General features: G+C 47.9%; 24 protein-coding genes. 2 read left to right on the plus strand and 22 right to left on the minus strand.

The genetic code is table 11. From position 1 onward, the window contains the following. Positions 1–48: 48 nt before the first annotated feature. From ASG24_RS11515 to ASG24_RS11570, 12 genes are all read right to left on the minus strand, one after another. Positions 49–738 carry a class I SAM-dependent methyltransferase gene (locus tag ASG24_RS11515; RefSeq protein WP_055871516.1) on the minus strand — a complete coding sequence of 230 codons (690 nt, stop codon included), beginning with the start codon at positions 736–738 and terminating at the stop codon, positions 49–51. Next, on the minus strand, positions 731–1,882 hold the full coding sequence (locus ASG24_RS11520; protein WP_156376557.1) for a polysialyltransferase family glycosyltransferase: 1,152 nt from the start codon (positions 1,880–1,882) through the stop codon (positions 731–733). The genes ASG24_RS11515 and ASG24_RS11520 overlap by 8 nt, the downstream gene beginning before the upstream one ends. Before the next feature lie 32 nt (positions 1,883–1,914). Further along, positions 1,915–2,766: a hypothetical protein gene (locus ASG24_RS11525; protein WP_055871521.1), complete on the minus strand. Its 852-nt coding sequence runs from the start codon at positions 2,764–2,766 to the stop codon at positions 1,915–1,917. 29 nt (positions 2,767–2,795) lie between these two features. Next, a complete protein-coding gene (locus tag ASG24_RS11530; protein WP_055871523.1) occupies positions 2,796–3,863 on the minus strand; it encodes a class I SAM-dependent methyltransferase in 1,068 nt (355 codons plus the stop codon). Continuing rightward, positions 3,860–4,543 (minus strand): TylF/MycF/NovP-related O-methyltransferase, encoded by a 684-nt coding sequence (locus tag ASG24_RS11535; protein ID WP_162241165.1) that lies wholly within the window; start codon positions 4,541–4,543, stop codon positions 3,860–3,862. The genes ASG24_RS11530 and ASG24_RS11535 overlap by 4 nt, the downstream gene beginning before the upstream one ends. Positions 4,544–4,657: 114 nt before the next feature. Further along, positions 4,658–5,659: a hypothetical protein gene (locus tag ASG24_RS11540; RefSeq protein WP_156376558.1), complete on the minus strand. Its 1,002-nt coding sequence runs from the start codon at positions 5,657–5,659 to the stop codon at positions 4,658–4,660. 43 nt (positions 5,660–5,702) lie between these two features. Then, complete coding sequence (locus tag ASG24_RS11545) at positions 5,703–6,491, minus strand: 2OG-Fe(II) oxygenase (protein WP_055871532.1); 789 nt, start codon at positions 6,489–6,491, stop codon at positions 5,703–5,705. Between the two features lie 4 nt (positions 6,492–6,495). Then, entirely contained in the window at positions 6,496–7,761 is a 1,266-nt protein-coding gene (locus ASG24_RS11550) for an ABC transporter ATP-binding protein (RefSeq protein ID WP_055871535.1), read from the minus strand. 3 nt (positions 7,762–7,764) lie between these two features. Then, the gene (locus tag ASG24_RS11555) at positions 7,765–8,655 is read right to left on the minus strand and encodes an ABC transporter permease (protein ID WP_235562404.1); all 891 of its coding nucleotides are present in this window, start codon (positions 8,653–8,655) and stop codon (positions 7,765–7,767) included. A gap of 217 nt (positions 8,656–8,872) precedes the next feature. After that, positions 8,873–9,841: a GDP-L-fucose synthase gene (locus ASG24_RS11560; RefSeq protein WP_055871538.1), complete on the minus strand. Its 969-nt coding sequence runs from the start codon at positions 9,839–9,841 to the stop codon at positions 8,873–8,875. 3 nt (positions 9,842–9,844) lie between these two features. Then, on the minus strand, positions 9,845–10,930 hold the full coding sequence (gene gmd / locus ASG24_RS11565) for a GDP-mannose 4,6-dehydratase (RefSeq protein ID WP_055871542.1): 1,086 nt from the start codon (positions 10,928–10,930) through the stop codon (positions 9,845–9,847). A gap of 87 nt (positions 10,931–11,017) precedes the next feature. After that, positions 11,018–13,039 (minus strand): UvrD-helicase domain-containing protein, encoded by a 2,022-nt coding sequence (locus ASG24_RS11570; protein ID WP_055871546.1) that lies wholly within the window; start codon positions 13,037–13,039, stop codon positions 11,018–11,020. Between the two features lie 129 nt (positions 13,040–13,168). Between ASG24_RS11570 and ASG24_RS11575 the strand changes: the two genes are divergently transcribed. Then, positions 13,169–14,434, plus strand: a complete 1,266-nt coding sequence (locus tag ASG24_RS11575; RefSeq protein ID WP_235562405.1) for a GGDEF domain-containing protein — start codon at positions 13,169–13,171, stop codon at positions 14,432–14,434. Positions 14,435–14,460: 26 nt separating this feature from the next. On the opposite strand, the gene ylqF is transcribed toward ASG24_RS11575, so the two are convergent. Both ylqF and ASG24_RS11585 read right to left on the minus strand, forming a co-directional pair. Beyond that, complete coding sequence (gene ylqF / locus ASG24_RS11580) at positions 14,461–15,408, minus strand: ribosome biogenesis GTPase YlqF (protein WP_055871549.1); 948 nt, start codon at positions 15,406–15,408, stop codon at positions 14,461–14,463. A gap of 170 nt (positions 15,409–15,578) precedes the next feature. After that, positions 15,579–16,649, minus strand: coding sequence for a YdiY family protein (locus ASG24_RS11585; RefSeq protein WP_055871554.1), 1,071 nt, complete (start codon positions 16,647–16,649; stop codon positions 15,579–15,581). 281 nt (positions 16,650–16,930) lie between these two features. Here ASG24_RS11585 and ASG24_RS11590 point away from each other — a divergent pair, with 281 nt between their 5' ends. Beyond that, a complete protein-coding gene (locus tag ASG24_RS11590) occupies positions 16,931–17,767 on the plus strand; it encodes an SAM-dependent methyltransferase (RefSeq protein WP_055871557.1) in 837 nt (278 codons plus the stop codon). Between the two features lie 100 nt (positions 17,768–17,867). On the opposite strand, the gene ASG24_RS11595 is transcribed toward ASG24_RS11590, so the two are convergent. From ASG24_RS11595 to ASG24_RS11625, 8 genes are all read right to left on the minus strand, one after another. After that, complete coding sequence (locus ASG24_RS11595) at positions 17,868–18,560, minus strand: OmpW family protein (RefSeq protein ID WP_055871560.1); 693 nt, start codon at positions 18,558–18,560, stop codon at positions 17,868–17,870. A 182-nt stretch (positions 18,561–18,742) separates the two neighbouring features. Then, positions 18,743–19,117 carry a hypothetical protein gene (locus ASG24_RS11600; protein WP_229007189.1) on the minus strand — a complete coding sequence of 125 codons (375 nt, stop codon included), beginning with the start codon at positions 19,115–19,117 and terminating at the stop codon, positions 18,743–18,745. Between the two features lie 211 nt (positions 19,118–19,328). After that, the gene (gene pqqA, locus ASG24_RS14910; RefSeq protein ID WP_081624291.1) at positions 19,329–19,400 is read right to left on the minus strand and encodes a pyrroloquinoline quinone precursor peptide PqqA; all 72 of its coding nucleotides are present in this window, start codon (positions 19,398–19,400) and stop codon (positions 19,329–19,331) included. A gap of 145 nt (positions 19,401–19,545) precedes the next feature. Next, on the minus strand, positions 19,546–20,799 hold the full coding sequence (locus tag ASG24_RS11605; RefSeq protein ID WP_055871563.1) for a DUF3526 domain-containing protein: 1,254 nt from the start codon (positions 20,797–20,799) through the stop codon (positions 19,546–19,548). Next, entirely contained in the window at positions 20,796–22,202 is a 1,407-nt protein-coding gene (locus ASG24_RS11610) for a DUF3526 domain-containing protein (RefSeq protein WP_055871566.1), read from the minus strand. Before ASG24_RS11610 ends, ASG24_RS11605 begins: the two co-directional genes overlap by 4 nt. Beyond that, positions 22,199–22,909 carry an ABC transporter ATP-binding protein gene (locus ASG24_RS11615; RefSeq protein ID WP_055871569.1) on the minus strand — a complete coding sequence of 237 codons (711 nt, stop codon included), beginning with the start codon at positions 22,907–22,909 and terminating at the stop codon, positions 22,199–22,201. The genes ASG24_RS11610 and ASG24_RS11615 overlap by 4 nt, the downstream gene beginning before the upstream one ends. Then, positions 22,906–24,957, minus strand: coding sequence for a TonB-dependent receptor (locus ASG24_RS11620; RefSeq protein ID WP_055871572.1), 2,052 nt, complete (start codon positions 24,955–24,957; stop codon positions 22,906–22,908). Before ASG24_RS11620 ends, ASG24_RS11615 begins: the two co-directional genes overlap by 4 nt. Positions 24,958–25,137: 180 nt before the next feature. After that, positions 25,138–25,812 (minus strand): DUF1826 domain-containing protein, encoded by a 675-nt coding sequence (locus tag ASG24_RS11625; RefSeq protein WP_055871575.1) that lies wholly within the window; start codon positions 25,810–25,812, stop codon positions 25,138–25,140. Positions 25,813–25,814: the final 2 nt, after the last annotated feature.

Genomic DNA, 25,814 nt, shown 5'->3' on the forward strand with positions numbered 1-25,814 from the left:
TTCTAAATTGAATAAATGAATGGATTTTTCATCAAGTAATGAAGTTGATTAATTTTTTATGCACACAAACCATTTACCAACTGAAATATCGTCCTCCCAGGTTGAATCGACAGCATATACCTCAGCATAGACCTGGTGGAAATGCTCAAGCCACCATTTTACAGAATTGTTATGATAGCTTTGATAAGTTTTAATCCAGCCATGATCTATGCCTGACCTGGAAATGGGGATCTGGTGGTAGGAAACCTTAGCCGTCACTCTATGGCATTCACTCAGGAATTTTTGTATTCCATCCAGGGAGAAGTGCTCGAGTGAGCCAATAGAATAAGAATAATCAAAAGAATCAGCTTCATAAGGCATATTTGTAGCATCACAAACCTTTAGCCTGTCTTCGGTAATGCCACGTTTTACGGCTTGATCAATCAGCATATCCGATATGTCGCAGCCATGGATTTCCAGTGATTCATAGGGCGAAAGGATTTGCATGGTCTTCCCGGTGCCACATGCAATGTCCAGCACTTTACCCTGTTTATCAGCCAAAACAAGTTGTATTTCCTTCCATACATTTTTCTCTCCCCAGGTTTCGAGGATATTTGCCATTGCAGTATCCCAGTAGACGGAGAGGTCCTGTTTGTTTGGATTCAGTTTTCGTAAGGGCTTGACTACGGCTCGACGGATGGCTCTCAAGCTTTTTAACAGGATAGGAGGTGTTATTTCTTCAAATATAGTTTTATTCATTCTGCTCTCTCAGACTAGGTAAACATAATTTTTCTAATTGTATTTCATGCTCGATACGCGTACTTCGTGTTTTTTCAGGAAAATATCGGGAGACCAGTGATGACCCGATTCCAATTCTGGTTGGTAGACCGAGTACCAGGCTGGAACCCAAACAGGCAGTACTGACACACAGGCATTCCAGATGTTTCGCATATTCCTGCAGCTTCAATAAAAGGACTTCAACAGGGAGATAGGCACTGGCAGCTTCATCTATTGAAATGATCTCCAGAAAGTCATCTTGCAAAGCTTCAATCATCATTTTTTGTTTTAACGGCATATCACGGGGATGGGACTTAATTAAAAGTTTATAACGTTTTGTCACTGGCGCAAGCGATAACATCCATTGTCTGTAGGCGGAAATCTCCTGATCCAGGGTCATCAGTCCCTGCTCTGTGAAATTACTGCCCATAAATACCCAAACATGCTCGTTTTCCACTTTTTCCTTGATATAAGCGTCCCAGCCATTCTTTATCAGTGGCAACATCTTTTCATAAGTCTGGATCAAATATATAGGATCGGTTTGAATTACTTCTGAACAAGGGGGCGTAGAGAATGCATTGGGAAGTAACAAATAACACAAATCAATTTTATTATAATTCGGTAGACTCTGCTTTCGTAATATACCTTGTATTCCTTGCAACACTTGCCTGAGTCGGGTAACAAGCCGGGAAAAAAGTGATTGAGGCCGCGAAAAATACACACCAACGCTATCGCCATAACATATGTGTTTGGCATGAGGAAATGACTTCAAGATGAGTTCATTGCCCTGTTGCCAATCACGCACCACGTAAACTTCGTCTATCGAATCCGTTCCGATCCGGTCATTCAAGTGATGTCTGGCAGTTTGCCCACTGCATGACTGATTCCACAATGTATCCACTTCCTCGTCAGCAAGGTAGGAAATATGGCAAAAAGGGTGTATGGAATTCGCTATATTCTTTAACTGGGCAACAAAATCCTGTTCCTGGCTCTTGTTCACGGCAAGGCCGTAAATCACCAGAAAATCCATGGAAGTTAAGCCTGAATCCCTGTCTCTTGCTGCAATGACGGAAAGGGCAGTGACTAATTGTGCAGACCCTTGACAGGTAATCAATCTATTAGGCATATTGAACAGCTAAAAAGTAATTCTGAGATCACTTAACGAAACTTGGCTCGCACGCATCTCATCTCTGCAATCAGCTCACGTGCAGATCTGCGTAGATAAGAAGCAAGAGTCCACCTGTTTCCTTCACGAAGGTCCCGCCTGACATATGATCGGACAAGTGCAGTTTCAATGTCTTTTTCTGTGATGAATCCGCTGGCACAGGCCTCTTCAAAGTAGGTGAACCATAGGTCGCCATAAGGATGACTTCTGGCTTTCCAGGGTTGCGTAAAAAGATTGGTGTAATGTATCAGCTTGGTATCTTTATCAAGAAAATCAAAGTCATTCCATTTGCTATTGATTTGCCCGATTTTAAATGGGTGTCTAGCCAAAAAGGAAGGCAGCATCTGATGCAGGTCAGCATAGCTGTAAACACCTTTCTCAATTTCATCAAAATACTGATCAAGGTTAAAGCGTGTGCGAGCACAGTCTATGAGCATGACACTCAGACCCCACTGGTGGTCAGTTTGACTGCCGTAGGCTTCCGGCTTGGCTAGAAAGTCATCACTGCCCATGTCCGCATCAAATAGCTCACCAATATCGCCCAACACCACCATATCCGAGTCCATAGAGATCGCCTTCCCCTGGTGCCCACAGAGCGCTGGAACCAGGAAGCGATAATTGCTGAACTCAGTCACATTCTGGTACTTTACCTTTAGCGACATGGGGACTGGCTCGGGAGCATGACCGTCGCGCTCAACTGTGTTGTGAGTGCCGTTGAACACCCGGATATCGAGTTCCCGGGTGGAGTTGCGACGTAACGAATACATAAGCACCTTGCGCTCAAGCAGGCTGGCCTCGCCCGAACTGATGAATACGGTGACCGGAGTGTTTGAAGAAAGTGCCATAGTGTATGCCTGTGTTGTCTGATGGTGATTCAATGCTTGCCGAAGCGGCCCAGGAACGATTTAAGCTTTCGGTTTATACGCTGCAGCAGCACCACGATCTGGCCGCGGGTGAGATGTAAGCTGCGCAACCGTTCGGTACGGCTTAAATAAGCTAGCATCTGGCGGCCTGCCTCCTGCTCTTGAGGTGTTGGCAACGGGCCCTCGCTGCGAGTCAACAGGGCCCAGAACTCCGGACTCTGGTTCGCATCGCGCTGTTGCAGACTCTCGAGTTCCAGACCCGCGCGTGCCGCGAGCATCCGGAAGCCGGCGAGCGAGAAGTTAAATCTATGGGCAATGTGCAGGAACAGCCTTAAGTCGCCAGCGGGGAAGGGGAATTCGCTGATGCGGCTGACATCAGGAACGATGATCAGCAGCTTGCCGCCCGGCGCGAGCATTTCCCTAAGCCCGATCAGCTGCTGCAGCGGTTCTCGCACATGCTCGAACACGTGATGCATGTAGATCAGCGAAGGGGCGGTCAAGGTCTTGAGGACTTCGATCGGTGGGCCCCATTGAAGTGATAGCCCTCGACTAGATCCGAAATCGATCAGCTCCTGGCTGAAGTCGCAACCACCGACACGGTATCCCTTCTGCCTAAACACTTCGAGTGCGCCGCCGGCTCCGCAGCCTACCTCGAACACGAAACCATCTGCAGGTAGCCAGTCCTGGACGGCCTCCAGAACCCGTTGTCCATAGGTTTGCTGCTTTGCAAAGTACGCCAGTCTGTCATCGGACCTCGCGTACATCTGCTGGTAATGCAGGGTGTAAAAGTCTGCAATGCCCTTGTCGTCGGGGTAGGGGTCGGCGCGCAAGGTGCCACAGGCAGAACACAGCAAGGTGTCCACAGGCAGGCCATAGCGATCGACGGATGCGATCAGAAAGTCCGTTTCAAGCGTGCCACAGCAGGGGCAACTATCCGAGATCAAGCGGTAGCTGCCGTCGGTGAGCTTGCTGACAACTGTCTGCTTGATGGCTTTCTGCTCCGCGCTCAGGCGCACCGCAGAACCTACGTCACGCGCAAAGCGTGGAGACAATAATGATGGCAGGGCAGGGGTACTCATGATGTCCTATCTCGCTTGATGATCACGCCTTGACCGGTGGTGAGCGATAGCACCGTGATTCCCTTAGGGTCGCAGTATTCATCCAGCGCCTTGCGGGCGCCAGGCCATTGAAGGTGCGCGTAGTCGTCGCAAACGATGACGCCGCCCTCGCACAATCGGGGATAGAAGTATTCCAGGGAGTCCCGTGTCGGTTGATAAAGATCCACGTCGATGTGTACGAAACGGTATTGCCGCTCCGGGAGGTCTTTGAATCTGTCCGGGATCCAGCCCTGGTGGAACTCGATCGCGGGAAACTCCCTCAAGGCATGTCTAACCTGATCAAGGCCGCCGTGAAACGCCCCTGCACCCATGTAAGCTTGGCCTGTCGTACCAACGCGAGTATCGTCGATCACGTCCTTGGCCTCCGGCTCGCTGAGTCCCTCGAAGGAGTCGAAGATATAAAAATCTTTGCCGTCGTATCCAGGGTCATGTCCGCGCAGGTAATGACAGAACATGAAACTGCCTAAGCCTTTGAAGGTCCCACATTCGGCAATCCCCCCCTGCAGAGGCAGCACCAGGCGCAGAAACTGAATTGTGTTGTACTGTTTCTCTATGCTTTTGGTTTTGCCGTCCGGACTGCCGGTCTCTGCAAGGCCCTTGGCACGCAATGCGTGGTAAAGGGCGTCGGCTTCGTAAAGCATGTTTTTTCTATACCGCCCCGCAGAGCTACCTATGCGTCTCATTTCGAGACCGAACATGCGCAGCGTTCCATGGATAATTCTGATTAATATTCTTGACATTTTTACCTTAAAAATTCAGGAAGCACAAAGGCGCTTCCATATTAGTTTAGCAGCAATCAATTGCCCTCGATCCGTTAGATGAATGCGGTCAACAAACAGGTGCTCTTCAGTGAGCCATGCCGGGTCGTCGTTCAGATCAATAAAGTCGAGCTCGTGTGCTTTGCAAATTGACCGAATGTCTGAAGAAAAGCGCTTCCTCCAAGGTCGAATTATCGCCGGTTTATGCGTCGCACGAAAACCACTTGAGGCCAAGTCCCATTCTTCACACACTTCCTTTTCCCTTTGGTGAAGAGGCTTGTCTATCCAGGACAATACAGGTTGGAGTGCAAACAGAATTCGGTTTTGTTTTTGACGTCCATAACGAGACAGGAGCAAAAGTGCTCGGTCAATGCCTTGGAGGGCAATCAAGTATCTTTTTTCTACTGGCATGTCTGGATCGGGCCATACCATATTGGGCCGGTCGCGCTTATTCAAATCAACAAACAGATCCTCCCCCCAGAAACTTGGAAGCCAAGGGGAGGCAGATTCAAAGGTAAGCGCGAATAACAGATCATTTATGCCTGACATCAAAACAATGTCGCGATTTTGATGTGCACCGTACAAGACAAAAGTAAGAACATCTTGCATGAGGTTGGATGCGCGTCCCGCGAGACAAATCCAAGGCTGATTGGCAATTTCTGCAAGCTGACTTGCGAGACTGCAGGTGTCATTTGATGCTCCTACTCCAAATGCGACCGAGTTACCCAAAAGTACTGATGCATCTTCACTGGATCGATATTGCTGAAAGGAAAAAACTGCCCCTTTAAAATAGCTGACGCGAAATCCCACGTCATCCGTTTGCACCGAGGGTGTAATCTGATTAGGGCGACTTAGTCGCATCACATAGGGCCGCCAAACCAAACCAACCTGTTCGTAATCGGCAATTATGGGACTATGCTGCTTGCCTGAAGCGACTCTCCTTCGCCGGAAAAGCAATCGCAATACCAGGGCAGTCAGCCGCGAAAGAATTGCTTTCATTTCACACTCTTCGCGTTGCTGCCAGATCTTTTGATTAAGGCAGTCATGCAGATTCAATGTTTACAGTCAACGTCCGTCGCATGACCTGCCGAGGACCTGTCATGGGTTTAACTGCATGCAGGGAGTTGAAGGTCTTAATGAAAATCACGCATTGATTTGGAGCGAACTCCATAGTGCGTATGGTTTCCACTTGATCAAAGGTCAGATAGCGATTCAAAAAGTTGTAATTGTCACTAGGATCAATTGGGCGCATCAGATCCGTGCCGCCGCCCCATGACTGTTGCCATTCGCCTGCTTGAACCATACTCACCACCAACGTGATCACTTTTTTTGGCGAATCAGTATGCGGAAGGATATGACCACCTTCCGCACTCATCATAGAGAACTCGAAACGCGCCTTAAGTCCATGAGCGGAATCACGCCCGAGAAATTTATACAAGTGCTGAAGTATTCCTGCATCTTGCTTGGATTTCAGGCCAAGATCTATTTTAGATCTGGATAATTCGTCAAGCACCTGGTCTATAAACCCCTCAGTCTTAACTTCATGGTAGAGGCTATTCCATTCCGGACTGGATTTTAAGAACTGGTAATATTTATCTGGATTATTAAGCTCTGACAAAGACCACTTGTCGCCATGGTATTGCATAAACTGGAAAAGTTCTGCAGGCGGGAATGAATCAACCAGGCGCTGGTATAAACCAGGCTGGAATATGTTACGGATCAGTCCGATTGGATAAGGCTCATATTGAAACTCAGCGCCTTTTAGATCAAATAATCGTTGTGTTTTAGCCAAGGGTTCATTTGAGCTATATTGTTTTTTAAAATCACTCACGTACCTACCTCCAAGAATGCTCAATAGCTATCTGGCCAAAAGCCTGATTTAAAACCACATCCTTCGCAAATTTTTCTGAAGGACCAACCTCAAACTCAATTGCGCGTTCTAACTTATCTGCATTGACACCGCCGATAAGCACAGCTGCAGTGATCCAGTAACTTCCGGGAACCAAGGGCAGGCCTGCGGGAATCCTGCAATTAAACGATTGCAGCTCCCCAGAAACAAACAGATCATCCTGGGACCACTCCGTATAAAGTGGAATCATTCGATTATCCCGGCTGTCGCATACAATCAGGATCAAATCGATCTTTTTACCGATCACATCACGATCAGCTTTCACATTGACAATAAACCCGATTTCCTGTGTTGAAACGACCCGCGACACCTGCTGCCCAGATTCATTTTGAATGCTGATCGACTTTATTCTGACTTGTCCGGTACCGCTACGATCATGCCTGTCATCCAGCGAAGTTTCTTGTCTCCAGGTCCGGGAATAAGACTCGACGATCTTTCGCGTTTCACCCTCTTCAACAATCTTACCTCCGGATAGCAGAACAGCGCGGTTACATAATGTCTCTACCGCAGCCATATTGTGACTCACAAATATCAATGTACGTCCCTGCCGACTCACATCCTCCATTTTTCCGAGACATTTTCTCTGGAAAGCTGCATCGCCAACTGCCAGGACTTCATCGATGATCAGGATATCAGTTTCAAGGTGCGCAGCCACCGAAAACGCAAGGCGGGTATACATTCCACTTGAGTAACGTTTAACAGGGGTGTCCAGGAATTTCTCAACATCCGCGAATGCCACGATCTCATCGAACTTTCTTTCAATTTCATGAGAGCCCATTCCAAGGATTGCTCCATTCAGGAAGATATTCTCCCGCCCGGTAAGCTCAGGGTGAAACCCAGTGCCGACCTCAAGCAAACTGGCAATACGTCCTCGCAATATCGCTCTTCCACAAGTGGGCTCAGTCACCCGACTCAGCAACTTGAGCAGCGTTGATTTGCCTGCACCATTCCTACCCACAATGGCTAAACGCTCTCCCTGTTCTACCTGAAGATCAACATCCCTTAACGCCCAGAACTCCTCATTGCCTTCGCCCATCTGAGAGGTTTTACCAGACAACAAGGCTTTGGACGCAGCAGTGATTTTTTGCGTTTTTTGCGCAAGCACTTCTCGTAATGATTGATAGCCTCTGCTTTTCTGATGTTTTAGCAGGTAGCGCTTACCAAGACCCTCGATTTTTATTGCAAATGTCATAGTTTAAATATTATCCGCGAATGATCGCTCCGTGGCGCGAAAGTAAAGCACCCCAGCAGCTAACAAAACTAATGAGACGCTTAAAGACAATCCAACCCCGGGCCACCATGGCACAAAATCGCTGCCAAGCACCACCCAGCGGAAACTGTCAATAAGCCCAGCCATTGGATTGAGGTAATACAAAGTGCGCCATGCTTCTGGAATCAAGCTGGTGCTGTAAGCAACCGGTGAAACATAGATGCCCATCTGAACAATGAAAGGCACAACGTAACGAAAGTCTCGATATTTAACGTTCAGGGCTGCCAGCATCAAGCCAGGTCCGAGCACAACCAAGATGGCGAATATAAGCACTATAGGTAAGGCTAGCAGATGCCAATCCGGAATATATTGATAAAACGCAAATATGCATACAAGAATCAGCAACGATATCGAAAAATCTACTAAACAGACCGCTAGTGCGCTTAAGGGGATCACCAGACGAGGAAAATAGATCTTGCTGACGATTTTTTCATTGTCTGTCACGCTATTAGCTGCATCTGACAAACCCGCTGCGAAGAATTGCCAAGGCAAAAGCCCGCTGAGTACAAGCAAAACATAGGGCGCATCACCCTCTGATGGAAGTCGCGCTATCTTACTAAATACAACAGTCAAAATAATCAGGGTAAGCAAAGGTCGCAATAAAGCCCATGCGGTTCCAATCACGGTCTGCTTGAACCGCACCTTGATATCCCGCCATGAAAGGATAAACATTAAACTTTTATACTTCCATACTTCGCCAGCATATTGACGCGGAGAACTACCTGCTTCAATTACCAACTCTTGCCGTGAAGAATCAATTACGTCCATCACCACTCCTAAATCTGAATAATTATCCGCCAACGTGCGTTGTACCATTTTTCTTCATAGGCAATTCCAAACCGCCTGACGCGATCAGACCATGCTAATGAAGTGACTTTACGGCGCTTAGCTTTATGTCTTTTAAAAATAGGCGATATGCAACATAGCTCGCAGACAGTACGTCCCGAAACATATTCTTAACGAACGCAATTGGGGGTTGATAGCTGACTATCTGCACTATATGAAACTGATTTTGTATGCAGAATTTTTCTTTCTAATGTTTAGAAATAAAGTCCTGATAAGAAAGCTGTAATCCCTGTTTCAAACTAGTGTCTGGATGCCAACCTAATTTATTGATGCGCTGAGAATCCATAAGCTTCCTCATTGTGCCATCTGGCTTGGTAGTATCAAAAATGATCTCCCCTTTAAAGCCAACCACTTCCTGAACTAAACTGGCCAATTCAGCAATGGATAGATCACTGCCACTCCCTAAATTCAGCAGCGGCGGCAATCCATCATTTCTATCACTTGCCAATAATGGTTTAAATTGATCATCGGGCAGATTCATTACGAATACGCACGCTGCTGCCATATCATCGCTATATAAAAACTCGCGTTTAGGTGTGCCTGTACCCCACACTGTCACAGCGGGCTGCTGATTAACTTTTGCTTCATGAAATTTACGAATCAAGGCGGGTATTACGTGGCTGTTTTCTAAATGGTAATTATCGCCAAATCCAAATAGATTGGTCGGCATCACCGCTAAAAACTGTGTATCGTACTGGCGGTTATAACTCCAGCACATTTCAATACCAGCGATTTTAGCCAATGCATATGGTCTATTTGTTGGCTCCAAAGGCCCGGTGAGCAAATACTCTTCTTTGATGGGTTGGGGGCAATCACGAGGATAAATACAGCTCGAACCCAAAAAAAGCAGACGCTTTACGCCATTAACGTAAGACTGATGAATGACATTGTTCTGGATGGCTAAGTTTTCATGAATGAATTCAGCGGGATATGTATTATTTGCGTGAATGCCGCCGACTTTCGCAGCGGCAAGCAGAACAAATTCAGGCTTTTCTGAAGCAAAAAAACGACTCACCGCAATCTGATCGGTCAGATCTAACTCTGCATGCGTTTTCGTAAGCAGATTTGTGTAACCTTGCGCAGTCAATTGTCTGATCAGCGCCGAGCCGACCAGGCCTCTATGGCCAGCCACATAGATTTTTGCGTTCTTATCCATGGCTTACTCGTGATAGTCCATGGCCTGGTAACCATGCTGTTTGATCAATTCGTCGCGCTGGGCAGATTTATAATCTTCGCGCACCATTTCTGATACCAGCTCTTCAAAGCTAGTTTTAGGTACCCAGCCCAGTTTTTCTTTGGCTTTTGTCGGGTCGCCCAGCAAGGTGTCGACCTCAGTGGGGCGGAAATAGCGTGGGTCAACTTGCACGATAAATTTATCACCCCAGTAGCCTTTTTCTTCGACACCGTTACCACGCCAGGTGACGGTGATATCTAACTCTTGGGCAGCGGCATTGACGAAGTCACGCACGCTGTATTGTTTGCCGGTGGCGATCACAAAGTCTTCTGCCTGTTCTTGCTGCAACATCAGCCATTGCATTTCTACATAATCTTTGGCATGCCCCCAGTCGCGTAAGGAGTCCAGGTTGCCGAGGTAGAGGCATTCTTGCAAACCGAGTTTGATACGCGCCAGAGCGCGTGTGATCTTGCGGGTGACGAATGTCTCGCCGCGGATCGGGCTTTCGTGATTAAACAGGATGCCATTGCAGGCGTATATGCCGTAGGCCTCACGATAGTTGACCGTGATCCAGTAAGCGTACATTTTGGCTACTGCATAAGGGCTGCGGGGGTAAAACGGGGTGGTTTCTTTTTGGGGTGTTTCTTGCACCAGGCCATAGAGTTCAGAAGTGGATGCCTGGTAAAAACGTGTTTTCTTCTCCAGGCCCAGTATGCGTATCGCCTCAAGGATACGCAAAGTACCTATGCCATCGGCGTTCGCGGTATATTCCGGGGTCTCAAAGCTGACGGCTACGTGGCTCATCGCTGCCAGGTTATAGATCTCGTCTGGCTGAACTTGCTGGATGATCCTAATCAGGTTGGTCGAGTCAGTTAGATCACCGTAGTGCAGAATGAAGTTTTGATTATCAATATGCGGGTCTTGATATAGATGATCAATCCTGTCGGTATTGAATAATGAAGCTCTGCGCTTTATGCCATGCACGATATAGCCTTTATTAAGCAGAAGCTCGGCTAGATAAGCACCATCCTGACCAGTGATGCCGGTGATTAAAGCGACTTTTTGTGACATGTCTTAAAATTGTTGAGTTAAAAAGTGTTCGGATTATAACATGGGCTATATTGGCCTTAAACGAGGCCGACTAAGTTATTTTTTGGGTTATTTACTAGCCAGCATGGCCTTGATATTCGCCATCTTGCTTTTGCCATAATCTTTGCTGGCTGGCTCGCCGGAGCTGTTAAACGGGTTACCAAAGTGTTTGACGTCGTCCTTCGGCAGCTCTGCGATAAAGCGGCTGGGTTCGCAGGCTTGCATTTCGCCGGCGCGTTTGCGTTTTTTGCACCAGGTGATATTTAGTGATTTTTGCGCGCGGGTGATGCCTACGTACATCAGGCGGCGTTCTTCTTCTATCTGGTCGTTATCTATGGATTCACGGTGTGGCAGTATGCCATCTTCGCAGCCGATCAGGAACACGTGACCATACTCCAGGCCTTTGGAGGCGTGCAGGGTGGATAGTTTTACCGCGTCCGGTTCACCGTTTTCTTTACCTTCCAGCATGGTGATGAGGGCGACCATTTGCGTAAGTTCGAGCAAGTTTTTGCCGTCTGATTCGTTGCCGTATTCAGTCGAGGCTTCGCCTTTTTTACTAAGCCAGGCGACAAACTCCAGTACGTTGCTCCAGCGTGATTCTGCCGCACGTGCTTCTTCGCCGTCATACAAATAGGTCTCGTATTGGATGGCATTCAGCAGGTCGTTCAGTACTTCGTTGGCAGGGTCTTTAACAGCCCGGGTTTGCAGGTTCTGGATATAGCGACAGAAAGTGAGCAGGTCATCGAGTTGTTTCGCTCCGATATCGTGCTGGAAACCCCCTTCAAACGCCGCGGCAAACAGTGACAGTTTGTGTGCACTGGCGTATTCCCCAAGTCTTTCCAACGTGGTGTTGCCTATGCCTTTTTTCGGCGTGGTGGCCGCGCGGATAAAGGCCGGGTCATCATCTTCGTTAGCGATCAGGCGTAAATAGCTGGTGATGTCCTTGATTTCGGTTTTGTCAAAAAACGATTGTCCACCAGAGATGGTGTAAGGGATTTTGTGGTTGCGCAGGAATTTTTCCATTACGCGCGCCTGATGGTTGCTGCGGTACAGCACGGCATAATCTTTATACGTCGTTCTATGCTCAAATTTATGCGCCTGCAACTTCATCAGTACGGTTTCGGCTTCGTGTTCTTCGCTTTGCGTAGCGGTGACGTGTATCAGTTCACCTGTACCGAGGTCGCTCCAGAGTTTTTTCTCAAACAATTTCGGGTTATTGGCGATCACGCTGTTGGCTGCACGCAGAATACGTACTGTAGAGCGGTAGTTCTGTTCCAGTTTGATGACTTTGAGTTTGGAGAAGTCTTTGGTTAACTGGCGCAGGTTTTCAACGTCCGCACCGCGCCAGCCGTAAATCGCCTGGTCATCATCACCCACAGCCGTGAACTGGCCGCGCCCACCAGTTAATTGCTTGATCAGACGGTATTGACAGGCGTTGGTATCCTGGTATTCATCGATCAGCAGGTATTGCAGTTTGCGTTGCCATTTATCCAGTGTTTCGCTGTGCTGGTCGAAAAGCTCAACCGGGACTTTAATCAGGTCGTCAAAATCCACCGCCTGGTAAGCGCGCAGGGTTTGCTGGTAGAGCTGGTAGACGCGCGCGGCGGCATGGGTTAACTCTTCATCCGCCTGTGATTTGGCCTGGTCCGGATTTACAAACGCGTTCTTCCAGCTGGAAATCTGCCATTGCGTTTTGCGTAGTAATTGCTTATCTGTGGTCGCCAGGATGTCGCTGAGGATTTTAAAACTATCAGAGGAATCCAGAATGGAGAACTGCGGTTTGTAACCGAGCAAGGCAGCTTCCTGGCGTAGCATTTGCAGGCCTAGGGAGTGAAATGTGGTGACCGTTAAACCTTTGCCGCTTTTACCTTCCAAAAGCGGTGACACGCGCTCCTGCATCTCACGCGCGGCTTTATTGGTAAAGGTGATGGCGGCTATCTGCGAGGCTTTGTAATTGGCCTCGTTAACCAGATAGGCGATCTTTTGCGTAATGACGCGGGTTTTGCCGCTGCCGGCACCCGCGAGTACCAATAATGGTCCATCTAGGTAATGAATCGCTTCGCGCTGAGGAGGATTTAACAGGTGCTGCATGGAACTTCTACTGGTTGGAGAGAGACAATCAAAGAAAGGAATTAGCCTGTATGGACTATTTAAGCCCTTAATTTATATGGGTATAGTCTGGATACCATAGTATTATTCCCTATCAGGTAAACTAAAACTTTGACCTTCCCTTTGCTAGACCTCAATAGTGTCATTCTATCATCAATCGGCCTCACCTTTACTTTGGTTCTGGTCCTATTGGTATTTGGCGCTTACCAGCAAAAGTCATTAATCATGCATTGGGTGCGTGGTTTGGGCATGATGGGCGTTGGTCTTTGCATCTATTTTATTCCCCTGATCGCATCTAATCCTGGACAGAGCATTGTTTATGTAGCTACCTCGATGACATTGTTTGCACTTGGTGTCAGCATTTATGTCAATGGCATACGCATGCTGCGTGGCTATCGCGTCTATCGCTACCGAACCTTACTGGTGATGACGACATTGCTGGCCTGTAATGCTGTCATGCTCAATATGCATGCTGCAGAAAAGTGGATAGTACTTTCCAATTTGCTGGTCCTGGTATGGGTATTTTCTTATGGCAGCCGTAGCCTGATAGGCCATGGCCTTGATTTCGTCGCGCAAGTGTTCTGGCTCTGTTGCAGCCTGTTTGGTGGCATCAGCCTGATGCTGGGATTTTTCGCAATAGAAGTTGCAGTATCAAATGAGGCAGCACTGTTGTCGTTCATCCATTGGCCGGTGCATGCTTATCTGACGACAGCGATAATGCTGGTCCTCACCATCGTCACCAGCCTGTTACTTCTGGTAATGAATATTCGTACCCAGGCAGGGTTACAGGCTATTGCAACGCTGGATGGCTTAACCGGCGTATTGAACCGCCGTGGTTTGCAGGAGGCTGCTAATCGTATGCAGGCCGTTTCACAGCGGATCACCTTGCCGATGGGTATGCTGATTGTGGATCTGGATTACTTTAAAAAAGTGAATGACGTTTACGGCCATCTGGTTGGCGATGTGGTGCTGAAATCGTGCGCCGGCAATATACGCGCAGCATTGCGCGGTGGCGATGTAATCGGGCGTTATGGCGGCGAAGAGTTTTGTATCCTGCTGCCTAACACTGGTGAGCAGGAAGCCATGGTGCTGGCTGAGCGTATCCGCAGAACAATAGAAGTGACCCCAGTAAGTATTGCAGGTGTGGAAAGCATGAGTGATGATACCCATGCAATTAAATGTACAGTCAGTGTCGGTGCGGTGAGTTCCGAAACGGTGGGTTATGCGCTGGAAAGCATGTTTGCAGCGGCAGACCAGAATCTCTATAAAGCCAAGCAAAATGGCCGTAACAGAGTGGCCAGTAATATTGAGCTATTGATGACGCAACCGCCAGCCATGGGCAAACCTGTCAAACGTAATGCCAGCGTCATAGCTTAAAACGAATTAGATTAAAACATGACTCTTCAGGAGGCGTCTGTTTCTGCGTCAGCTTCTGTTGAGTTTTCAGCTTCATTGTTGATTTTTTCTGGTTTGGCTGCGGCCAATGCGATCATTTCAGCACGGCTTTTGGGTGATTCGAGACTCACCCTGCCAATTGCGCCGCCACGATAATCAGTCAGGAATGCCATTGCTGTGCGCTCCATATCCCATTGCCCGTCATTACGCTTGTAGGCTCTGCGTTTGGCAATCGCCTGTAACAGGTCTATCCCATCTATCTGTTGCACATCCAGTTTCATGGCATCCAGTTTGTAACGAGTATTGATCAATGCCGGGTATTGTTTCAACAGTAAGTTGCCAAGAAACTCTGCTACATCTTCATCAATCACGGCATTGCGGCCAATGGCATGGCTTGCGGCCAGCATATAGCCATCCGATTCATGTTCGATTTTGGGCCACATCATGCCTGGCGTGTCCGTGATGCTTTGATTGTCACCCAAGTCGAATCGCTGCTGGCTTTTGGTGACCGCCGGTTCATCACCGACTTTAGCGGCACGGCGGTTGAGCAGGGCATTCATCAATGTGGATTTACCTACGTTAGGAATGCCCATGATCATCATACGCAAAGGTTTGAGAGGTGAGCCACGATGGGGTGCCAGTTGACGGCACAGGCCAGGTATTTTTTTTGCGTCACCGGCTTTTTTGCATGAAAGGGCAACCGCTTTGGTATTAGGTTGGCTATTAAAGTAATTGAGCCAGGCTTGTGTGATTTGCGGGTCGGCTAAATCAGCTTTGTTGAGGATTTTCAGGTTGGGGCGCTGGCGGAAGTTACGCATCTCTTCAATCATGGGATTGTGGCTGGCAGCAGGTACACGCGCATCCAGTACTTCAATCACCACATCGATATGCTCCAGGGTTTCCTCTGCCTTTTTGCGGGCTGAGGTCATGTGTCCCGGGTACCATTGTATCGCCATATTTTTGCTCCATCATTCCATCAAAAAATACGGTGTTTTCACGCTGTGCCGTACTTCAACTATCGCCCAGGCACATTTTTTCTGATTGCAAATGTTGCAATGGCCAACGCTACGATTGGCCATTTTAACATTCAAGCGTGCAACTCGCTAAATTTCGTCAGGCTTGAAACTTACTTCCAGGTATACCCGAGTGTGAACAACGCCCGCGTGTCACCTTTTCTGCGATCATCTGCCGGGCGGGTGTCCAGGTTGTAATCCAGTTGAGTGGTTGCGCTCAAGCCCATAATAAATGGAAAGCGTAAGCCAGTTGAGCTGTAAAGGAGGATTTGTGAAGGTGCACGTGGGGTATACAACACTTCGTGGCGATGAAATGCCTGGACGAAGGAATTAAACAGGAACTGGTTGTAGTTAACGGCCCAGCGAATGGCTGCATGGTCCTCATCTTGCTCCTGGTAGAAGTCCTGATCGATCCACGACAGACCGCCTTCCAGCGACAGATTGAGTTTTTCTCCTTCAAATAGCTGGTAACCGGTACCCACACCGTACTGGCTGCGTAATTTGATGTCCCTGAACCGGTCTTTTTCCTGGATGGTATTCAGATAGGTAAACCATTTTTTTGTAAAAAAGTGGTCATACTGTCCACGTACACGCATATTGTTCTGGGTTTGTTCACCGTTATCTTCTGCCCAGTATGCGTAACCCTGCGCGGTATACCTGTCTTCCAGGCCGCGCGTGATAGATTCACCGTTGAACTGCATATTACGGTTTTTGCTGTTGCCGTTATTGAACGCACCGCCCAGGTTAAGGTTGCCGCTCCAGACATAGCCTTCGCCAATCAAGTCTTTAGAAGGGTTGATATATTGAATTTCTGACAGTTCAGTATCGACTAATTCTGTTTTAGCGTCTTCATCCAGAATGGCCTGGCCGTTCTCACCATGTTTCAAATAGCCAGTCACAACACTCTGGTCAGAGAGCATCATAGTGTAAGGTTTTTCGGCATCGATACTTAAAATGTCCGCCCAGTTCAATTTGATTTCACCCGCGTACGAAGTATTGATCACTACTTTATCGGTAATTTTCACCACCAGGGTGCCGGTGATTTTGTCGCCGTTTTTCATCCAGACGCTGTCTGAATATGCGCTGCCGGAAAACAATGTGATTAACGCAATTAAACTGTACAGAAGGTAATTCAGCTGTTGTTGATGATGATTAAGGGCCTTGCTGGCAACATTTAAAAACATTCATTCTCCCTTATTAATTGAATAGCTGACGTGAAACCTGGCAAGTGAAGCACTTCCAACAAGCTTTTCTCGCAAAGTTGGAAGTGGATTAAGATTCACATGGCATCAGCGCAAGGCGCTAAAATTGACCAACCTGATAGGGTAGTCAGCAAAAAAACGCGTGAGTTCCCGATATAAATTCCTGAGTAAGCCAGTCAACAACAATGACAATCCAGTCATTTATGCTGAGTCGCTCATTTATTGCTAGACTACTGGATTAGTATTTTAAAGCAGCAATTCGTATGGTCAAAACAATTTTGCCGCCAGAGGTCAAACCGGGCCAATCCATTCCTTTATTGCAGGCATTGCACATCCTGACGCGCGACGGCAAGCTTAACCAGGATAGCCGCCGTAAACTCAAGCAGGTGTATCACCTGGTTAATTTTATCGAGCCGCTGATGCAGTCAGTCATGACAGCACAGCCAAATCCAGTGCTGGTTGATCATGGTGCTGGTAAGTCCTATCTTGGCTTTATCCTCTACGATTTATTACTGAAGCAGCATTCTGGTGGCCAGGTAATCGGTATTGAAAACCGCGCTGAGCTCATAGAAAAATCCCGCCAGCTAGCCAGCGAATGTGGCTTTGAACGCATGCAGTTTGAGCCATTAACTGTGGCGGATGCCATGAGCTCGGAACAATTGCCGGCAAAGGTGGACATTGTTACCGCACTGCATGCTTGTAATACCGCCACCGATGATGCCATACAGTTTGGCTTGCAAAAGCAGGCGCAATACATGGTACTAGTGCCATGCTGCCAGGCAGAAGTGGCTGAAGTGATGCGTCAGCATAAAGCGGATTCCCTGGCAAAAACCTTGTTGAGTGAGCTCTGGCGGCACCCGATCCATACCCGTGAATTGGGTAGCCATGTGACCAACGTATTGCGCTGCCTGGAGCTGGAAGCGCATGGCTACCAAGTCACGGTGACGGAACTGGTAGGCTGGGAGCACTCAATGAAAAACGAACTAATTATTGCCAAATTCACTGGCCAGAAAAAACGTAGCGCGCTCGAGCGTGGCCAGCAACTGCTGGAGCAACTGAATTTAACCAGCCTGGCTAGCCGATTTAATTTGCAGGTTTAAGACGTTGTGTTACGGCCGGCTGTCATAACCGTAAAAAAAGCCCCTGATAAATCTAGAGGCTAATTGGAGCCATAAGCCCCGGGGAAGAGACTTCAACAGTTTAAAAGCGTTTACCAACGCCGACACTGATTACCCATGGATTGACATCCAGTGAGTCAATCTTGGTCCAGCCACCCGCGGTTTTCAGTTTTACGTCGGTATCTATCCAGAGATATTTGACGTCCGCGTTCAATAACCAGCCGTCTTTTAAATTCACATCGAAACCAGCCTGCAATGCCGGGCCAAAGCTTGATCTGTCAATTTTAATGTCCGTGCCTGCCAACGGGCCCTGGCTAAGTTCCAGTTTGCGGTCCAGCATAAAAGTGGCGTTAATCCCCGCACCTACATACGGGTCAAATGTCTGGTCGGGGTTAAAGTGCCATTGCGCTGTTAGGGTTGGTGGCAAGGCATCGATACTACCTAGCTTTTGATTTGGCACTACTGCGCCAGGCTCTTTGCTGACACTGACATCGTGTTTGGAACCCAAGGCCAGAATCAGTTCAGTAGCAATGTTTTTGGTCCAGTAGTAGCTGATATCCAGTTCAGGGATAGTATTGCTATCAACTTTCAGCTCGGCGCTATTCGACATTGCGCCAGCGGCCACATTTCTATTCACATATTTGCCTAAATCGCTGCTTTCATTGGGGCTGATATTGGTAGCGCGAAGACGCACCACCCAGTCGCCTTGCTCGGCCTGTGCTTGCATGGCAGGCAACAAAGCTGCCAACATAAAACTGATTGCTGTTTTTTTCATTGTGATTACTCCATTTGCTTTGGTGTTGCATTGAACTTGATGGCATTGTAGGAGTGACAGACAAAGCAGGTATTGACCCAAATCAATTAACTAGTGAGTGATTTGGGTCGATCAACAACGATGGGTTAGATTAAAAAAGAGAGGTGTTTTAAAGGTTTTGAGGAGTAAATCAGACTCAGTATTTAATAACTGCTGCGTTCTTTCCATGCCTCATCCAGCACTTTGGATTTTTGCTCGAATACGGCTTTTTTGGCTTCCAGATCGCGTTCAGTCTGCGCTTTTTCGTTCTGGTATTGTTGCAGTCTTTCCTGTTCCTTGGCAATCAATTCCTCTTGCGATTTGATGCGCTGGTTCAAGTCATTCAGCTTGCTCATGGCATCACCAACAGCATCACGGGCAGATGCCGCATCTTTCTGTTCCGGCAGGATGCTTCTGGCCATTACTGATTGACTAAAAACAGTCATCGCCACTGCTGCGAACATGAATGAAGCAATTAGCGAATAAGTAACAACAGATGAAGCGAGTGGTGATGTAGCAGCGTTTTGTTTTAGGCGCATGTATAACTCCGTGAGTATAAAAACAGACTCTTTAGAAAATTTATCTTGAACACAATTGTACTTGCGAATACAGCATTGGCAAGCCATTGTTTTTTAGTAACCCAGCTGGACATAAGGTTCCTGATTGTATAGCTGGTTGTAATGTTTAAGGACGACGGCCAACAAAAAACCCGCCTATCTGGCGGGTTTCTGTTCAATCAGCGTTGACTGATTATTTGTTCATAACGTACATAGTTACTTCAAAGCCAAAACGCATTTCAGTAGCAGCTGGTTTAGTCCACATGATAATCTCCTTTTGGTTGTTAAGTGCATCTGAGCGATGTACTTGTATGACTCTCACTATACGCACCTGTTTCAAAATCGCCCTGAAGCGATCACGTAAAAAAGGCTCATGATTTTACGTAGTTTTAGCTTATGCATTACTCGAGCTAATCTTCAAACACTGGCAGACGCATGTAAGCGTCAGTCGTAAAAGGCTTCTCCTCAAACAGGTGAGGGTATAGATAGAGCCTTAACTCTGTATGGAACGTGGTAATGCGTTGCCGTTGTGCTAACAGGTCAGGCACATCGCTCTGTGCAATGTCTTCCAGGTTACGTTGTACCCATACTGTGGGCAAAAATCTGGCTAGCAAGCCAGTGGCTTGGTCACGTTGATTGAGTGCCTGTTCACGTGCGGAAACTTGTGATTCTAGTTTTACATCTGCCATATGTTGGAAAGCGTAATACCATTTCCAGTGAAAGCGATCTGTCACTGGCGGTGAGTCTTTCCACTGCGGATACAGGGCATAAAACGGCGCCAGCGTGTCTTCTTTGGGCAAGTCCCACGCACCATGTACCCATTGCCGGTGCTGCAAGGCAATCTGGCTGCCGTCCTGTAATGGGTAATGGTGATGCAGCCACAGCTGGGAAAGATTGGGCAATACTACGCAGAGCATGACCCAGATGCTTGCCAACAGCATGGCGTTGAAATTGGCGTTGAGCGCGTGTTTACGCAGGCTGATGGCCGCGCATAATACAGACCAGAAAAAAGTATATAAGGCAGTGATCGCCAGTATGCGTATCAACGGCGAAAATGAAAGTGTTTGCGTGGCAGCAAGTAACAATAGCGGCAACACGAAGGTGAGCGTGACCAGCAGCCAGCGGGATAATACGCGGTTACCCCAAAACAACTTTGGCTCGGCCATCAAACTTCGTAAAAACAGTAGTCTTTGAGCTTGCTGCTCGCTGGCTTTTAAGTCGTGCATCAGGGCGATACATAGCAAAGGCGCAAAAAATACCAGAAGGAAAGCGTAATCAAACGTACCCAGCATCACATATTCAGGATGATGGGATTCACCATCGTAAAGCTGTCCTTGCAAGCCCAATAAACGTATGCGCTGTACATAGGGAATGACCAACCGGTTACCCAGTGCAATAAAACTCCACTCGCCAGGGCTATGGTACACATTATGGAACAGGTAGTAGCCCAGTTCGCCTGCATCCAGCGTTCCATGATGGCTATGGTGTTCGAGAAAATCCTGCTTGCGCAAAATTTCTTCCTGTTTTGCCTGGTTGATCTGTGCGTTAATGTGGTTGATATTTTGCCAGCCGTTAAACAGGCTAAAGCCGGTCAAAAACAGGCTTAGCAGCAGCAATATAATGATGCTGCGTTGCTTGAGCAATAAAGTCAGTTCATGTTTCATAAGCGGTGCGACACTTTAAAAAGCAAACATCCCGGGATGAATATCCAACCCAGCAACACGAGAAAGCCTGCCAGAATGCTGCTACGGCTGACGGCCATAGGTGACAAATGAACCGGAGGGCGGGGTGCTTTCTTCCAGAAATCTGCGGATACACGGGTGTTCTTATCGTCATGCTGAATGACTTTGAAGGTGTGGACCTGGTTGAGGTATTGAATTAACTTGTAGCGGCGATCTTCTGCTTGACGGATAAATGCCTGGTGATGCGGCAGGTCATTGCCGGCGCTGGCCATCTGTATATATTGCAACGCCAATGCAGGTGTTAACCACAACCAGTGCCGGATACTTTCATTCTGTTTAGCCAGTTGCGCATCGTGAAACACTTGCTGTTCACGATAAACGGCAGTGGTTAAGCGTTCGCCTTCCTGCATCAATATGCCCTGATAGTTCACTGGCAGATCATCTACACTGCTGACATGGTATTTTTTCAGTACGCTTTCTTTAAAAGCGGCAAAATGCGGATCGTTGGGATTATGGCTGTCGCCTATGGCCTGCAGTTTGGTTTCCGCATGGTATTCAGCTTCTGTTCTTGGTTGGGTCGGGTATGAAATCTGGGCCAGATTCGCTAATCCTCGCGGGAAAATAATGCAGATACATACCCAGCACAGCAGCAAGGTCAGCAACGCACCATGTAATTGCTTGCTGAACCAGGACACAGCCACGACCAACAGGCACCATCCGGCGATATAAAGCGCTTGCGAGAGCGCTAGGATAGACAACCTGAGTAAAGCCTGCTCACTCTGCCAGCTCCAGGCCAGGGTCAACAGGGCTTGCAAACACAACAACAAAAATAATGGCAAAAACAACGCCAGCCATTTTCCGCTCGCGATTGCCCAGCCAGGCGTGCCGTTGCCGCGCATAAAAGCGAGAATGCCACTGATTTTATCGGCGGTAACCGTGGCATAGGCAATCATGATCAAAAACAGCGGCATCCACCATTGCACAATCATGGCCGGGGTAATCAATGGGAAGCGGCCAAGACTGGTGGCCTCGGTGGCCGGATTGAAATTGGCGCTATTTAACCGGTGCGCTTCAAGGTAGACCAGGTGCCCGGATTGATCGAGTATGCCCGGCTCGATCACGCTGAGCGGGTGAACTGGTTTGGCGACAAAATCACCGTAATGTGAAACGCGATGCGGGTGGCGATCAGGTTGCGATTGCCAGTCATGCTGGCTACGTGCGGTCACTTCTGCGACGGTGTTTGCATGGTCTTGCCAGTGATGATGGGCGGCAAGTGCGGCAATTGCCCATAAAGTTACCAGCACCAGCAATAACAAAGCAGGAACACGCGCATGCCATAAGCGTCGCCATTCATTGATGGCGATTTTCCAGATCAATGAGGTCATATCTGTCCCTGATATAGTCTTTTGAGGCTATCCAGCGTGATTGCTGATTCGTTCACAGCTAACGGTTGTAACTGGCCATTTGCCAGCATCAGCAAACGGTCAGAAAAGGCGATGGCCGACAGTACATCATGCGTCACCACCAGCACGCCCATACCACGCTTTTTGCATTGCACAATGAGTTGGTTCAGCTCTTCGGTGGCCTGGGGGTCAAGCCCGGAATTGGGTTCATCCAGCAACAAGAGTTTTGCCTGTTTTGCCAGCGCGAATGCCAGCATCACCTTTTGTTTCATGCCTTTGGAGTATTCGCTACAAGGGCGATGCAAGGATTGCTCAGGCAAGCCAGCCATGGTCAGGCAGGTTGCAATATCCGTGCTCTGGCTGATGTCACCCAGGCTTAAGAAGTAACGGATATTTTCAATCGCGGAGAGATGGCCGTATACCGCCGGTTGTTCGGGCACATATGCGAGATGCGACAAAGCCTGATTTCTTGCTTGTGCGATATCAATACCAGCGATCAGGATTGAACCTGTTTGCTCGGCCGCGTCTTGTAACCCAAGAATGCTTTTTAGCAGGGTAGATTTGCCGGCGCCATTGCTGCCTAACACTGAGACGACTTCACCAGCGCGCAGGTCAAGGGCTAGCTGGTTTAAAATTTGACGCCCGGCAAAACGCAGGCTTAATTGCTGGATCGATAGTAATGCAGTCATTTGAAATCCACAGTTGCAGTGAGCATAAAGTTACGGCCGGCACCCGGGGCGAAATTCAGCTGGTTAGTTGCACCTGTGGATGAAAAGTCATACACATACTCATAATATTTATCGAAAATATTGTTAGCCAGCAAACTGACTCGCCCCCAGTTAGTTTTGTAATCCACATTGGCGTTAGTCAGCGTGTAAGCGCCATATTTGCCGCCTTGATTGCTTTCGTTGACGTAATAGGCGCCTTGGCGGTCAATGTGAAGCCGCGCAATCCAGTCAGCGTTTGGGGTAAATTGCAGGCCTAAAGAAGCCGTGTGGTCCGGGATACTACGTATCGTGTTGCCCTGGAAGCTTGGATTAAGTGCATTCGGCTCATCGATTTTGGCATACACTCTAGAGAGGTTACCCCAGAAGCTTAAGTAGTCATTTAACTTATAGTCCACACTGGCATCCACGCCTTGCCTGCGCGTTGCACCCAGTAATCGGCGAGTGCCATCGATATTGATAAACTCATTTTCCGCTTTTTGCTGCCAGTATGAAAAGCGGGTATTCAAATCGTTACTCCAGGCGCTTTTCAGGCCTAGTTCCCAGCCATCGTTAATCGCGACATCCACAGGTACTGTACCGCCACGTGTATTCAAATCGGTTCCGGTGGGTGTCTGGAAGCTTCTGCCAGCATTGGCAAATATTGTCTGCTGTTCAGTCATCTGTGCAAACACGTTAAATTTGGGTTGCACGATGGTTTGATCATTTAGCAGTGTGGTGACTAAAGTGGTATTGTTGTTTACAAAATTATTTTTTGGGTCACTGGTGAGGCGATCCACTCTATAGGCAATATTCCAGCGTAACCAATCCAGTGGCGTATTCTCCAACTTTGCGTAAAAACCCTGGGCGGTGAAATCGTAACGTGCATCTCGCCTGATAGTCGTTAAGCGCTGACGAAATTCACTGACTTCCTGATGCTCAATGTCGTAACCGGACTCAAACCCCCATTGTGGGTTGATCTTCCAGTTGAGTTTTGCGATAAAACCGGTAGATGTTTGCTCATCAAGCCGGTTTTCCACCCCAGGCGAACCGACAAATCGCACATTGCGCTCACGATCAAAATTCTGCCAATAACCCTTGAGGCTAACATCCACATCATTATTAAAGAAATAGTCGTAATGCAGACTTAAATGCTTGAATTCTTTCTCGCCGCTATCGTTCAGCGCATTCGGCGCTACGCCGGTTCTGTTGGAACGAGCCTGCGCTTTAGGCATATAGCCAGGCGCTTCCGGTGAGTTGTATTTGCCGTATTTGGCACTTAAGGCAAGGGTGGATTGGTCAAAATCCAATTGCCAGCGGCCGGATAAGGCAATTTTCTCATTCTCGGTATGGTCCCGGAAACCGTTGCCTTTACGGTAGCCCATCGCATAGTTTTGTGTGAAATCGCCTTGTTTTTCACCATAGTAGCCTTGCATTTCGCGCATTTGAAAACTGCCATAGCCAAATTGCAATTGCTTGCCGGTGTCCTTGCGTGTTTCGACCTTATAGTTACCGGCTGTGGCAAACAAACCAGTGGTGGCATCACTAGTGCCTTTAAATACCTGGATGTTCTGGATATTGGTCGGGAACAGGTAATCCAGCTCGCTCAATCCGGAAAATAAATTGGAAGGGATACCATCGACCAGCAATTTGGCATTCGGTGTTTCGCCGTCACCGCTAAAGCCGCGGATAGAGATTTCAGTATTCACTATGCCCTGGCTGTAGCGTGACAGAACCACACCTGGCGTTTTACTGAATAATTCCAGCGTATCGGTTACATGTTCATATTCAAGTTCATCGCGGGTGATGACATCAACAGAACCGGCGAGGCTTTTATCAGTGGCAGAGACCTGCTCTTTTTTACCGAGAACAATCACGCTATCCAGTTCAATGTTAATCGGCTCTTTGGCTTTGCTTTTTTGTCTGCTGCTGTCTTTAATTTTTTCTGGTGCTTCTATTTCCTCCGCTGATACAGATACGGCAGGTAGTAATATCATTGCCAGCAGACTGACAATTGTTTTTTGATGCGGCATGTTTCTCTTCCCTGAGGATTTATTTTAGATTTATCCGGACAATCTCATCATTATAAATCCCTCAATTTAGCTTTCTCACTAAAAAACCTGACTGTCATTCACAAAAAAACATGAAGTAGACGTCGTGATACTTTTATGGGATTCCGTGTCACTTTTATGAGCATTCTTTAATTTGATAGATCACCAGATCGCATCTAATGCCAGCACCACACGTGTCGTAGTTTCTGCTATCTGGGGTGAGCGATGAATAGCGCCACCATGTTGATTGCCTTGCCACAAACTCCCTTTGAGCAATACCAATACTTGCTCAGGCGCCTGACGTATGCCTTGAGGATGCAGGACTAGCGATTGGTTGAATATTTCATCGGTCGGGTGCGTGCTGGCAAATGCATTCCTATTGCAAAATGCTTCGTCCAGCCATTCAGTACCTGGGCCGAGATAAGTGCACAGCAGGCGGATGCCGGTGCGGTCAATATGAAACTTAGGGCACATGGCATGCTTCAGCACTTCCAGCCTGATGCCTACCGAAGGACAATCCATCAGGTCAGCATAAAGCTTAACCAGCAGGCAGATATCAGCGAGCAAATCTTGTTTGCCAATGCCTTCAGGTAGACGTAGTTGTCGGTCAAGCAGGGCAGGCATTGTTTCTTTTTGTCTTGTCGTCAGCCTGCTGCCAGCGCTGAGCTGGTTGCTGAATTGCTGCAAATAAGCAGATATTCTCGGGTTGTTAGGCCTTGTGACAATACCTACTTGTTGAGAGGGTTCAAAAATAGACAGACATTCCATCGCGTCAAAATCTATATTCATGCCGGGCAACGAAGTGGTCTGATGCGATATTTGCTTGGTGAGGCGCATGA

Source organism: Methylophilus sp. Leaf414, assembly GCF_001425425.1.
Taxonomy (GTDB): domain Bacteria; phylum Pseudomonadota; class Gammaproteobacteria; order Burkholderiales; family Methylophilaceae; genus Methylophilus.